The sequence below is a fragment of the Streptomyces sp. NPDC087422 genome (genome assembly GCF_044744145.1).
Taxonomy (GTDB): domain Bacteria; phylum Actinomycetota; class Actinomycetes; order Streptomycetales; family Streptomycetaceae; genus Actinacidiphila.
The window spans coordinates 109,035-121,689 of record NZ_JBIUXT010000012.1; the positions used below are offsets into that span (position 1 = coordinate 109,035).

A 12,655-nucleotide genomic window follows, 5' to 3' on the forward strand; every position below is an offset into this window, starting at 1 on the left:
GCGGGGCAGCGGGCCAGGCGGGTTAGGCCCGCCACGCCCGCCCGGCCCTTACCGGGGGGCCGTTCGGGCTGGGTAATGGGGGCGGCCCCGTACCTGGGTGTGGTCGGGGGCCGCCCCCTTTTCGCGGGTCGTCAAGGAGCGACTACTCCGTGGCGGTGCCGCCGTCGCCCTGGAGCGACAGCAGATCCTCCAACTGCTCCTCCCGGTGCGGCGCGGCCACGAACAGCAGCTCGTCACCGGCCTCCAACGCGTCGTCCTTGGACGGCGTCAGCACCCGGTTGCCGCGGATGATCGTGACCAGTGAGGTGTCCTGCGGCCACTCCACGTCGCCGACCCTGGTGCCGACCAGCGCGGCCTCCTCCGGCAGCGTCAGCTCCACCAGATTCGCGTCACCCTGGCTGAAGCGCAGCAGCCGTACGAGATCGCCGACGCTCACGGCCTCCTCGACCAGCGCCGACATCAGCCGCGGGGTGGAGACGGCGACGTCCACGCCCCACGACTCGTTGAACAGCCATTCGTTCTTGGGGTTGTTGACCCGGGCGACCACCCGGGGGACCCCGTACTCGGTCTTCGCCAGCAGCGAGACCACCAGATTGACCTTGTCGTCACCGGTGGCGGCGATGACCACGTTGCAGCGCTGGAGCGCGGCCTCGTCCAGCGAGGTGATCTCGCAGGCGTCGGCCAGCAGCCACTCCGCCTGCGGGACCCGCTCCACGGAGATGGAGGTGGGGTTCTTGTCGACGAGCAGCACCTCGTGCCCGTTCTCCAGCAGCTCGCCGGCGATGGACCGGCCGACGGCCCCCGCCCCGGCAATGGCGACCCTCATCAGCGCGCCTCCTCGGGACCCTTGGCGAATGCCGCCTCGACCTCGGCGACCCCGTCGGTCCGCATCATCACGTGCACCAGGTCGCCCTCCTGGAGGACGGTCTGGGACGTCGGCACCATCGCCTCGCCCAGCCTGGTGAGGAACGCCACACGGACGCCGGTCTCCTCCTGGAGCGTGCTGATCTTGTGCCCGATCCACGCGACCGACGTGTGCACCTCGGCGAGCTGTACGCCGCCGCTCGGGTCGCGCCACAGCGGCTCGGCACCGGACGGCAGCAGCCGTCGCATCATCTGGTCGGACGTCCACCGCACGGTGGCCACGGTGGGGATGCCCAGGCGCTGGTACACCTCGGCACGGCGCGGGTCGTAGATCCGGGCCGCCACGTTCTCGATGCCGAACATCTCACGGGCCACCCGGGCCGCGATGATGTTGGAGTTGTCGCCGCTGCTGACCGCCGCGAAGGCTCCCGCCTCCTCGATTCCGGCTTCGCGCAGCGTGTCCTGGTCGAACCCGACTCCGGTCACCCGGCGCCCGCCGAACCCGGAGCCCAGGCGGCGGAAGGCCGTCGGGTCCTGGTCGATCACCGCGACCGTATGACCTTGCTGTTCGAGGGAGTGCGCGAGAGTGGAGCCCACTCGCCCGCATCCCATAATCACGACGTGCACGACCGTCCTTCCGGCTGTCAAACGTTTGTGGCCGGGCCCTTGTGGAGCCCCGCGGAGCACTGTTGGTCAGCACAAGCGTCTCAGACCGCGGCCAAAGCTACACACGCGTGCGGCGGGCGAGAAGGTTGCGCCGACCGGACGCACAACTTCCCCACCGAAGCCGTACCCCGCCCGTCACCAAGTCCCCCACAGTCCTTAGGGCAGTGGGGGGAGCGCCCGTATTGACGATCCCTTAACATCGCGGGGTGTCCAAACTGACCGACCTGCCGAAACGGATCCTGATCGGCCGGGCGCTACGCAGCGACAAGCTGGGGGAAACGCTCCTCCCCAAGCGGCTCGCGCTACCCGTCTTCGCCTCCGACCCGTTGTCCTCCGTCGCGTACGCGCCGGGCGAGGTCCTGCTCGTCCTGTCCATCGCGGGGGCCTCGGCCTACCACTTCAGCCCGTGGATCGCCGTCGCGGTCGTCGTGCTCATGTTCACAGTGGTGGCCTCCTACCGGCAGAACGTCCACGCCTACCCCTCCGGCGGCGGCGACTACGAGGTCGCCACCACCAACCTGGGGCCCAAGGCCGGACTCACCGTCGCCAGCGCGCTGCTCGTCGACTACGTCCTGACCGTCGCCGTCTCCGTCGCCTCCGGAATCGAGAACCTCGGTTCCGCCGTCCCCTTCTTCGCCGACCACAAGGTGCTCGGCGCGGTCGGCATGATCTTCCTGCTGATGGTCATGAACCTTCGCGGGGTGCGCGAGTCCGGGAGCATCTTCGCCATCCCGACCTACGCGTTCGTCGTCGGCGTCTTCTGCATGATCGCCTGGGGCACCTTCAAGATCGCCACCGGACACGACATGCAGGCGCCCACCGCGCACTACACCATCCACGCCGAGACCTCGGGCATCGGCGGCTTCGCGCTGATCTTCCTGCTGCTGCGCGCCTTCTCCTCCGGCTGCGCCGCGCTCACCGGCGTCGAGGCGATCAGCAACGGCGTCCCGGCGTTCAAGAAGCCCAAGTCCAAGAACGCCGCGACCACGCTCGCCGCGATGGGCCTGCTGGCCGTCACCATGTTCTGCGGCATCATCGCGCTGGCCATGAACACCAAGGTGCACATGGCCTCCAACCCGGCGACCGACCTGCTGAACAACGGCGTCCCGGTCGGCTCCGGCTATACGCAGGACCCGGTGATCGCGCAGGTCGCCGAGGCGGTCTTCGGCCACAATTCGATCCCGTTCATCTTCCTGGCCGCCGTCACCGCGCTCGTGCTCTTCCTCGCGGCGAACACCGCGTACAACGGCTTCCCGGTCCTCGGCTCGATCCTCGCCCAGGACCGCTACCTGCCGCGCCAGCTCCACACCCGCGGCGACCGGCTCGCCTTCTCCAACGGCATCGTGCTGCTCGCGGGCTTCGCCGCCGTCCTCGTCTACATCTACGGCGCGGACTCCACCCGGCTGATCCAGCTCTACATCGTCGGCGTCTTCGTCTCCTTCACGCTCAGCCAGACCGGCATGGTCCGGCACTGGAACCGGCACCTGCGCACCGAGACCGACCCGGCCAAGCGCCGCCACATGCACCGCTCCCGCGCCATCAACACCTTCGGCGCCTTCCTCACCGGCCTGGTGCTCGTCATCGTGCTGCTGACGAAGTTCACCCACGGCGCCTGGGTCGCGGTGCTCGGCATGATCGCCTTCTACGCGCTGATGACCGCGATCCGCGGCCACTACACGCGGGTCGCGGACGAGATCGCCGCCGAGGACGAGCCGGGCGACGACTACGTGCGCCCGTCGCGCGTGCATTCCATCGTGCTGGTCTCCAAGCTGCACAAGCCCACCCTGCGGGCCCTGTCCTACGCCAAGCTGATGCGCTCCGACACCCTGGAGGCGCTCAGCATCAACGTCGACCCCGACGACACCAAGGCGCTCCAGACCGAATGGCAGCGCCGCGGCATCGACGTACCGCTGAAGGTCCTCGACTCGCCGTACCGCGAGATCACCCGGCCGATCATCGAGTACGTACGGGGCCTGCGCCGCAGCAGTCCGCGCGATGTGGTCAGCATCTACATCCCGGAGTACGTGGTCGGCCACTGGTACGAGCACGTGCTGCACAACCAGAGCGCGCTGCGGCTCAAGGGGCGGCTGCTGTTCACCCCCGGTGTGATGGTCACCTCGGTGCCCTGGCAACTGGAGTCCTCCGAGGTCGCCAAGGCCCGTGCCAGGCGCCGCGCGGACTGGAACGCGCCCGGTGCGATCCGCCGCGGTCCGGTCGGTCCGCCGCGCCGCGACAGGGAGCACACCGGCAACGGCGGACGCCAGAAGTGACGCCCGGCCCGCGGCCCCGGTCCCGGCCGGGACCGGGGCCGCGGGCCGGGACCGGGATTCCGGCCGGGCGCGGGCACGTAGACTGGAGGGCTTGTCCCCTCGGACACCCCGGCACGCGCGGGGCCCGTCCCCGCGCACCCCACCTTGAAGCTCAGGAGCACCGCCCCCATGCAGACCGAATCCGCACCGTCACTGGTCGGCCAGGAGTACGAGGTCGAGGTCGGCCAGGTGGCGCACGGCGGCCACTGCGTCGCGCGCACCGACGCCGGGCAGGTGCTCTTCGTCCGGCACGCGCTGCCCGGCGAGCGGGTCGTCGCGCGGGTCACGGAGGGCGAGGAGGGCGCGCGGTTCATCCGGGCCGACGCCGTGAAGGTGCTGACCGCGTCCAAGGACCGGGTCGAGCCGCCGTGCCCCTTCTCCGGGCCCGGCCGCTGCGGCGGGTGCGACTGGCAGCACGCGGCGCCGGGCGCGCAGCGCCGCCTCAAGGCGACGGTCGTCGCGGAACAGCTCGAACGGCTCGCCGGGCTCACCCCGGAGCAGGCCGGCTGGGACGGCACCGTGATGCCCGCCCCCGGCGACAAGGTCGCCAAGGGCGAGGTGCCCGCGTGGCGGACCCGCGTGCAGTACGCGGTGGACGCCGAGGGCCGCGCCGGACTGCGCAAGCACCGCTCCCACGAGGTCGAGGTGGTCGACCACTGCCTGATCGCCGCCCCCGGCGTCAGCGACCTCGGCGTCGAGGACCGTACGTGGCCGCAGATCGCCACCGTCGAGGCCATCGCCGCCACCGGTTCGAACGACCGTCAGGTGATCCTCACCCCGCGCCCCGGCGGGCGGCTGCCGATCGTCGAGCTGGACCAGCCGGTGTCGGTGCAGCGGATCGGCGAACGCGACCACGCCGTGCACCGCGTCCACGGCCGCCCCTTCGTCCGTGAGCGGGCCGCGGGCCGCACCTGGCGCGTCGGCGACGGCGGCTTCTGGCAGGTCCACCCGAAAGCCGCCGACCTGCTGGTGGAGGCCGTCATGCAGGGCCTGATGCCGCGCAAGGGCGACATGGCGCTCGACCTCTACTGCGGTGTCGGCCTCTTCGCGGGCGCGCTGGCCGAACGCGTCGGCGACCAGGGCGCCGTCCTCGGCATCGAGTCGGGCAAGCGCGCCGTCGAGGACGCCCGGCACAATCTCCAGGACTTCGACCGCGTCCGCATCGAGCACGGCAAGGTCGAGCAGGTCCTGCCCAAGACGCGGATCGACGAGGCCGACCTCATCGTCCTCGACCCGCCGCGCGCGGGCGCGGGCAAGCAGACCGTCCGCCGGCTCGCCGCCCTCGGCGCCCGCCGCATCGCCTACGTGGCCTGCGACCCCGCCGCCCTCGCCCGCGACCTCTCCTACTTCGCCGAAGCCGGCTACCGCCCCACCACCCTGCGGGCCTTCGACCTCTTCCCGGTCACCCACCACGTGGAGTGCGTCGCCATCCTCGTGCCGGAGAAGCCGGAGAAGCCGGAGAAGCCGGAGAAGAAGGACGCCTGACGCCGGAATGACGCGCGGGGCGTCCGGCTCGCCCTGGTCGCCACGGCCGCCGAACACGAGCGGCTGATGGACCGGCTGTCCGAAGCGCTCTGCCCCGACCCGGACCACGAGGGCCCCTGCCCGGTCCCCTGGACGATGCACAGCAGCAACGAGGACTCCCTCCCGCTCCGACAGTCAGTCCGTGAAGTAGTCGGGGTACTGCTCGCGCAGGGCGACGCCGTAGCGGCGGACGCGGCTCACGTGGTCGCTGAGCAGGCGACGGCCGCCGGTGACGTCGGCGGCTTCGAGGGCGTCGACGATGGCCGTGTGCTCGGCGACCAGGGCGCGGACGGTGTCGGGGTCGGGGAGGCTGAGGCGGCGCAGCCGGTCGAGCTGGAGCTTCATCGGCTGCATGACGGTCCAGACGCCGTGGTAGCCGCTGATCACGAAGATCTGCTCGTGCAGGGCCTCGTCGGCGTCGAAGAATCCGGCGAGGTCCTGTTCCGCCTCGCAGCGGACCTGTTCCGCCAGCAGGGCGCGGCATACGCCCAGGCGGCGGTCCGGCGCGGCGCACGCGACGGCGAAGGCGGAGATCTCCAGGCTTTCGCGGACGAACCGCGCTTCCTCGACGTCGCGCAGGCTGATCTTCGCCACGGTGGTGCCCACTTGGGGGATGACGGTCACCAGTCCGTTGTCCACCAGGCGGGCGATGGCCTCGCGCACCGGGGTCCTGCTCACCTGGAGCCTGGCCGACAGGTCGGTCTCGGACAGCGAGGCGCCGGGCGCGATGCGCAACGTCCTGATCGCCGAGACCAGCTCTTCGTAGACGCGGTCGGAGGTGCGGGCGCGACCGCGGACGACCGGACGCAGCGGGGAGCCGCCGCCGCGCGCTTCCGCTGGGGGGCTGTTCAACGATCGTTCCACCCTCGCAAGATTTTCGGGCCAAACTCCTCGTCAGGATATCGGGATTCGTCCGTCGGGCAGCGGGTCCCGCGCACACCGCGGCCGGCCGGGTCCCGCGACCCGGCCGGCCGTGTGTCTCATCGACGCGACGCGGCGGTCAGCGCTTCGCGCTCTGCGTGCCGGGCGTCACCGTCCACTGGTCGAAGTCGTACGCGACCGACTCGTCGCCGACGGTCGCGGTGAACGTCGAGCCGAGCTTGTCCTGCTGGAGCCACGGCGTGTCGAACAGCTTGAAGCTGTCGTAACCGATCGCCTGGCCGTTGACCAGGTGGGTCGCGCCGGGCGCCTGGGACGCCTTGTCGTAGGTGAGGTCGAGGTCGTCCCCGGTCAGGCTGTGGTAGACGACGCGCGGGGTGGCGTCGTTGACGTGGCTGGTGTCCAGGCCGGTCTGCGTGGTCAGCGCCGTCGCGAAGGCGTCGAGGCCGGCGTACGCGGAGGCGTCGGCCGTCTCCAGCACCCACGCGTTGGTGTCGGCCTGGCTGCGCAGGATGTCGTAGGTGTAGCCGAGCGTCGCGGTCGGGTGGATCTGCGTCGTCGTCTTCACCTTGTTCGACGGGTCGTTGGGCGTCTGGTGGTACCAGGTGCCGGGCTTCGCCAGCTTGAACGCGAAGTACATCGGCCCGGTGCTGACGACCGTCCAGCCGTCCACCTGCTCGCGCTCCACGATCGAACCGTTGTCGGGGAACATCGCGTTGATGTAGTTCGACGTCTGGTCACCCGACGACTTGTAGATGCCCAGCGCCGTCGGACCGTCCTGCATCACCCGGTGGTTGTCGGGCTGGTCGTACGACCCGATCTGCGCGGTGCCCTGGTCGAGCGAGATCCGGAACAGCGGATTCGCCGCGTTGGACTGCCAGCGCAGCACCATCGGCATGTCCTCGATCCAGTTGTCGACCCTGCGGTACTGCGTCTCGGTGGCCAGTCCCCAGGTGGGCCGCACATAGCTGGTGCGGTAGACGTCCATCGCGTTGCCGCTGGAGTTCTGCAGATTCGACTTGTACGCGCTGTACGACTTGTCGGTCATCTGACCGATCTTCACCGCGAGCGCCGGCGGCGTGTAGGACGTGCCGGACCAGGCCAGCATGCCCACGTACTCCAGGTCGGGCCGGTACGCCGACGGCGCGGTGTTGTCCGACTCGCCCACGCCCTGCTGCGCCCGGTGCTCCCCGAAGTACGTCCAGGCGAGCGTCGTGTGGTCCGCGGACCGCCAGGTCGGGTCGTTGGCGGAGGCCAGGTCGCCCTTGGCGCGGCTCTCCGACGAGATCAGGTAGCCGTTGTCCCAGTCGTTCGCCCACTCGAACCACATGACATCCATGGCCATCTTGACCTCGGAGCGCAACTGCTGGTCGTCGGACCACTGGTAGATCGCGTTCAGACCGACATACGTCATGATCGTGTACTCGGGGCTCTCGTACTCGGCCCAGCCGCGCCGCACCCCGGCCTTGACCATCTCCTCGATGTTGGCCTTGCTGCTCGCCTTGAGCGCCGCCCCGGAGCTGCCGTTGAGGTCGGCCACGTCCGGGAAGTACTGCCCGACCAGATAGCCGGTGACGTACGTGCTCATCCGCAGGTTCTCGGTCTGCGGGAGCTTCTGGTAGCCGTACTTGGCGAAGTACGCGCGCACGTCCTGGAGCATCGCGGGGCTGAACTGGTCACCCGCCATCAGGTACGTGTACATCTTCGCCATGATCTTGTACTGCTCGTAGTCGTAACCCTGGTAGAGCTTGTCCAGCTTGCCGAGGTTGGCCGCCACGTTCTGGTGGTCCACCAACTGCGCGGTGTACTGCGCCACGTTGATGGGGCCGTCCTCCTCCTTCATGGCCTTCGTCCGGTCCCACAGCCACTGCGTCCGGGTCTGCTGGGTGCCGGGGAACGGGGCGGGAGCCGCGGGTACGTACGTGGCGGTCGTGACGTGCACGGGGGCGCTCAGCGCGCTGACGTGGCCGAACGCGTCCTTCGCGCGCACCGCGAAGTCGTAACCCGTGCTCGGCATCAGGCCGGTGACGACCGCGGAGGTGCTGGAGCCGCTGACCGAGGAGGCCAGGTAGCCGTCGCGGTAGATGTCGTAGCCGCTGACCCCGGTGTCGTCGGTCGAGGCGTTCCACAGCAGCGGGACGCTGTCCGAGGAGGCCGTCCCGGCGTGCAGGGACGTCGGCGTGGTGGGCGGCGCGCTGTCGGACACCGCGCCGGCGTCGTACACACCGACGTTGTCGACGTCGATCGCCTCGTCGGTGCCGCCGGTGTCGACGCGTACCTGGAAGCCGAGTTCGACGGTCGTCACGAGCCGCTGGCCGCCGTTGGGCACCACGGTGAAGCGGTACTCGGGGATGTCGCTGTCGTCGACCGTCGCCAGGGCGCCCGACGTGCTCTTGTACGCGGCGGTGCCGGTCAGGCTCACGGCCGGTACGGCGAACCGCGGCACCAGGACGTTGTCGGCGTTGCCGAACTGGATCTCCGCGTAGATGTCCTTGGCGACGGGCTTGCTGCTGGCCGCGGCGCGCTTGAGGTCGAACTTCAGGACGAACTGCTCGGCCGGGCTGCCGACCGGCGCCCCGTAGACGGCGTTGACGCGGCTCACCAGCGAGCCGGTGGAGAACCGGTGGTAGAAGTAGCTGGCGAGGTTGGTCCCCTGGGAGGCGTCGCGCAGTTCGAGCGCGTTGTTCCCGCCGACGCTCACGATCTGCTGGCTGCCCCCGCCCGAGGCGGTGGACATGGTCAGCGGACTGGTGCCGCTGTCCATCGTGGTGTCCATGTCCGCCGCGAGCAGGTTGACCTGTGGGTCGTCGGCGGCGACGGCACCTTGGGACGGTGCCGCGAGGAGCACGATGACGCACGCGGACGCCACGGCTCCGTACAGGACTCTCATTGATCATCCTTTCGTTGGCACTGGCTGACTTGCCGACCGTTGAACCGACCGGCTACTTGACCGACCCCGCGACCAGGCCCTTGCTCCAGAAGGACTGCAAGGACACGAACATGGCGACGACGGGCACGACCGAGAGGAGCGCGCCCGTGACGACGGTCGCGTAGCCGATCGGATAGCCCTGCATCTCACGCCAGCCGACGAGCCCCACGGTCACGGGCTGGAGCGATCTGTCGGCGAGCATGAGTGAGGGGAGCAGGAAGTTCGTCCAGATCGCGACGAACTGGAACAGGAAGATCGTCACCATCGCGGGCGCCATGATCCGCATCCCCATCACGAAGATGCGGAACTCGCCCGCCCCGTCGATCCGTCCGGCCTCGATCAGCGCGTCCGGGATCGACGACGCGGCGTAGATCCGGCTCAGATACACGCCGAAGGGGCTGACGATGCTGGGGATGAACACCGACCAGAAGGTGTTGATCACGCCGGTGTGGCTGAAGAGCAGATACAGCGGGACGGCGAGTACGGGGGCGGGCAGCAGGACGGCGGCGAGCACCGTGCCGAAGACCGCCTCACGGCCGGGGAAGGGGAACTTCGCCAGCGCGTAGCCGCACATCGTGGCCAGCAGCGTGGAGACGACGCCGCCGCCGACCGCGTACAGCAGCGAGTTCAGCAACCAGCGGGAGTAGATGCCGCCTTGGGCCTCGAACAGCGTCTGGACGTTGTCCCAGAGGGCGAAGTGCGCGCCGAACCAGAAGCCGTTGCCGGAGAAGAGCTCCCCGCTGCCCTTGGTGGCGGAGACGATCAGCCACCACACCGGGAGCAGGAAGTAGAGGGCGAACAGGCCCATGACGGCCAGCACGAACATCCGCGAGGCCGGGTTCACGGTCGTCAGCGGGCTGCCCGAGGCGCGCTTGGGCCCCGGTCGCGGCTTCGGGGGAGCCGGCGTGGCGGGCGCGGGTGATTCCACGGTGGCGGTCATCAGTCGGTCCTCTTGGCCGACGCGCGGAAGACGGCGACGGAGAGCACACAGATCAGCGCACCGAGCACCACCGACTGCGTGGCCGCGTAGTTGAAGTTGTTGGAGGAGACCGACCGCAGCGTGGCCATGATCGGCGTGTAGGTGGAGGACAGGTTCGGCGCCACGGACTTCATGGTCGCGGGCTCGTTGTAGAGCTGGAACGTGCCGATGATCGAGAAGACCAGGGTCATCAGCAGGGCGGGACGGATCTGCGGGACCTTGATCAGCCACGCGGCCCGCCACCCCGTGCAGCCGTCCATCGCGGCGGCCTCCATGGTCTCCTCGGGGATCGCCTGGAGCGCCGCGTACAGCAGGATCGTGTTGTAGCCGGTCCACGCCCAGGTGAGGATGTTCGCGATCGAGAACGGGAGCGCGGCGTCGGTGACGAAGCTGGCGTGGACGCCGATCGAGTCGAGCGCGCGGGTGATCGGGCTCAGCGACGGCGCGTACAGGAACGACCAGACCAGTCCCGCGATCACACCGGGCAGCCCGTAGGGGACGAAGTAGGCGAGCCGGAAGAACCGGCCGCCCTTGATCGCCGCGGAGTCCAGGAGAAGGGCGAGTACGAGCGCGATGCCGAGCATCACCGGCACCTGGATCACGCCGATGAACGCCACCCGTCCCAGCGAGGCGAGGAAGTCCGCGTCGTGGAACACCTCGACGTAGTTGTCGAAGCCCGCGAAGACGGTCTTCGAGCCGCCGAGCCCGAGGCCGGAGCGCTTCACCGAGAACAGGCTCTGCTCCAGTGAGTACGCGGTGGGGATCAGGTAGACGACGACGAAGAGCAGGAGGAAGGGCAGGACGAACGGCGCGGCCCGGCGGAGCTCGCGTAGTCGGCGCCGTTGAGTCGTCACGGAGGACACGGTCACCTTCTCTCTGAAGGAACGTGGGTGCTGGGGGACTTGTCGGGGCGAGGGCGAGGGCGAGTCGGGGGCGGGGGCGAGGGCAGGGCAGGGGCGGGGCGGCGGCGGGGGCGGCGGATTCGCGGCCCCCGCGCGGCCCTTCTTCCTGGCCCCGGCTAATTGACCGAGAAGCCCTGGGACTTCAGCGCCTTGAGCGTGTCTTTCTGGGCGTTGCCGAGCGCGTTCTCGTACGTGGCCTTCTTCGTGTGCACCTTGCCGAGGCCGTCACCGAGCGTCGTGGCCGAGATCGACATGATCGGCCCCCACATCCAGCCGGAGTTGACCTTGGCCGACTCGGTGCGGAACAACTGGTAGACGGGCTGGCCGCCGTAGTAGCTCTGCGGGGCGTCCAGCGCGGGGTTGGTGAGCCCGGACTTGGACGCGGGCAGGATGGCCGCGGAGGCGATGAGGTTCGACACCGACTCCTTGTCCGTCGACATCCAGGTGGCGAATTCGGTCGCCTCCTTCGGGTGCGAGCAGTCCTTCATCACGGCCGTGGCCGATCCGCCGGAGTTCCCGACCGTGTCCGTACCGGCCCATCGGGGCATCGGCGCGACGGCCCACTTGCCCGCGGAGCCCGAGGCGTTGTCGCGGATCAGGGACGCCGACCAGACGGGACCGACCTCGGCCCAGACCGTGCCCTTGCTCCACGCGGAGTACAGCGCCGCGTCGAAGGCGGGGTACGAGGCGAGCAGCCCCTTGTCGTACAGGCCCTGCCAGTAGTCGCCGACCTTGCGGTTGGCGGCGCTGTCGAACGACACGGACCACGCGTCGTTCTTCACCCCGAACCAGGGGGCGCCGCCCTGCCACGCGAACCCGGCGTAGAGGTAGGGGTCGGTGGGCAGGTTCATGATCCGCGACGCCGGGTCCGCGGCCTTCACCGCGGCGGCGGCGGCCGTGAACTCGTCCCAGGTCTTGGGCAGTGCGATGTGCGCCTTCTTGAACAGGTCGGCCCGGTAGAACATCGCCATCGGCGCGGTGTCCACCGGTACGCCGTACGCCTTGCCGTCGACGCCGACGTTGCCCCACACCCAATCGGGGAACTCGCTCCTGCCGTCCTTGACGTACGTGCTGACGTCCTGGAGCACGCCCGCCGCGAGGAAGCTGGAGAACGTCTCGTACCCGACCTGGGCCAGACAGGGCGCCTTGCCCGCCTTGGCGGCGGTGAGCATCTTGTCGTAGCCGCCGGCGCCGCCGTTGGTGATGGCCTCGTACTTCACGTGGACGTCGGGGTGCGTCTTGTTCCAGAGCGCGACGGACTTCTCGTAGCCCGCGGCCCAGCCCCAGAAAGTGATGTCCGCCGGGCCGCCGGTGTCCGCCTTGGCGCTGCCGCTGCCGCTGCCGTTGCCGCCGCCGCATCCGGTCAGCGCGAGGCTGAGCGCGGCGAGGACCGCGGCGGTGGTGAGTCTTGCCCTGCGCATGATCATGGCGACCTCTCGGTTTGCTGCTGTACAGCGCGGTTCGTGTCTTCGTGCCGTGGTGATGGGGGGCGTTGGCGGGGGCGATGAGGGGGCGAGGGGGGAGCGGACACACCGCCGCGGACGACACCGGGTAGGCGACCGGGATACTTGCATACAAGAATACTGGCATGCAAGGATTCGGA

The 12,655-nt window shown here is 69.6% G+C and carries 9 protein-coding genes; 2 read left to right on the top strand and 7 right to left on the bottom strand.

Annotated features, from left to right (window positions below; genetic code table 11):
• Positions 1-142: 142 nt before the first annotated feature.
• Both ACIO6U_RS30155 and ACIO6U_RS30160 read right to left on the bottom strand, forming a co-directional pair.
• Positions 143-826: a TrkA family potassium uptake protein gene (locus ACIO6U_RS30155; protein ID WP_355338506.1), complete on the bottom strand. Its 684-nt coding sequence runs from the start codon at positions 824-826 to the stop codon at positions 143-145.
• Positions 826-1,491 carry a TrkA family potassium uptake protein gene (locus ACIO6U_RS30160; RefSeq protein WP_355338509.1) on the bottom strand — a complete coding sequence of 222 codons (666 nt, stop codon included), beginning with the start codon at positions 1,489-1,491 and terminating at the stop codon, positions 826-828. The genes ACIO6U_RS30155 and ACIO6U_RS30160 overlap by 1 nt, the downstream gene beginning before the upstream one ends.
• 245 nt (positions 1,492-1,736) lie before the next feature.
• Here ACIO6U_RS30160 and ACIO6U_RS30165 point away from each other — a divergent pair, with 245 nt between their 5' ends.
• Entirely contained in the window at positions 1,737-3,800 is a 2,064-nt protein-coding gene (locus tag ACIO6U_RS30165) for an APC family permease (RefSeq protein WP_355338512.1), read from the top strand.
• Positions 3,801-3,968: 168 nt separating this feature from the next.
• The gene (locus ACIO6U_RS30170; RefSeq protein WP_401723902.1) at positions 3,969-5,324 is read left to right on the top strand and encodes a class I SAM-dependent RNA methyltransferase; all 1,356 of its coding nucleotides are present in this window, start codon (positions 3,969-3,971) and stop codon (positions 5,322-5,324) included.
• A 174-nt stretch (positions 5,325-5,498) separates the two neighbouring features.
• Here the strand turns inward: ACIO6U_RS30170 and ACIO6U_RS30175 are convergent, their stop codons facing one another.
• The 5 genes from ACIO6U_RS30175 to ACIO6U_RS30195 all read right to left on the bottom strand — a co-directional run bounded on the left by ACIO6U_RS30175 (position 5,499) and on the right by ACIO6U_RS30195 (position 12,473).
• Positions 5,499-6,215 carry an FCD domain-containing protein gene (locus tag ACIO6U_RS30175; RefSeq protein ID WP_391048870.1) on the bottom strand — a complete coding sequence of 239 codons (717 nt, stop codon included), beginning with the start codon at positions 6,213-6,215 and terminating at the stop codon, positions 5,499-5,501.
• 148 nt (positions 6,216-6,363) lie between these two features.
• Positions 6,364-9,132: a fibronectin type III domain-containing protein gene (locus ACIO6U_RS30180; protein WP_401723905.1), complete on the bottom strand. Its 2,769-nt coding sequence runs from the start codon at positions 9,130-9,132 to the stop codon at positions 6,364-6,366.
• Between the two features lie 52 nt (positions 9,133-9,184).
• Positions 9,185-10,111: a carbohydrate ABC transporter permease gene (locus ACIO6U_RS30185; protein ID WP_355338524.1), complete on the bottom strand. Its 927-nt coding sequence runs from the start codon at positions 10,109-10,111 to the stop codon at positions 9,185-9,187.
• Positions 10,111-11,004, bottom strand: a complete 894-nt coding sequence (locus ACIO6U_RS30190; protein WP_355338527.1) for a sugar ABC transporter permease — start codon at positions 11,002-11,004, stop codon at positions 10,111-10,113. Before ACIO6U_RS30190 ends, ACIO6U_RS30185 begins: the two co-directional genes overlap by 1 nt.
• Positions 11,005-11,168: 164 nt before the next feature.
• A complete protein-coding gene (locus ACIO6U_RS30195) occupies positions 11,169-12,473 on the bottom strand; it encodes an extracellular solute-binding protein (RefSeq protein WP_401723909.1) in 1,305 nt (434 codons plus the stop codon).
• Positions 12,474-12,655: the final 182 nt, after the last annotated feature.

What these genes read in the sequence shown, in the direction of transcription:
- ACIO6U_RS30155 (WP_355338506.1), bottom strand. Translation starts at nt 826, where the DNA reads ATGAGGGTCGCCATTGCCGGGGCGGGGGCCGTCGGCCGGTCCATCGCC.
- ACIO6U_RS30170 (WP_401723902.1), top strand. Translation starts at nt 3,969, where the DNA reads ATGCAGACCGAATCCGCACCGTCACTGGTCGGCCAGGAGTACGAGGTC.
- ACIO6U_RS30180 (WP_401723905.1), bottom strand. Translation starts at nt 9,132, where the DNA reads ATGAGAGTCCTGTACGGAGCCGTGGCGTCCGCGTGCGTCATCGTGCTC.
- ACIO6U_RS30185 (WP_355338524.1), bottom strand. Translation starts at nt 10,111, where the DNA reads ATGACCGCCACCGTGGAATCACCCGCGCCCGCCACGCCGGCTCCCCCG.
- ACIO6U_RS30195 (WP_401723909.1), bottom strand. Translation starts at nt 12,473, where the DNA reads ATGCGCAGGGCAAGACTCACCACCGCCGCGGTCCTCGCCGCGCTCAGC.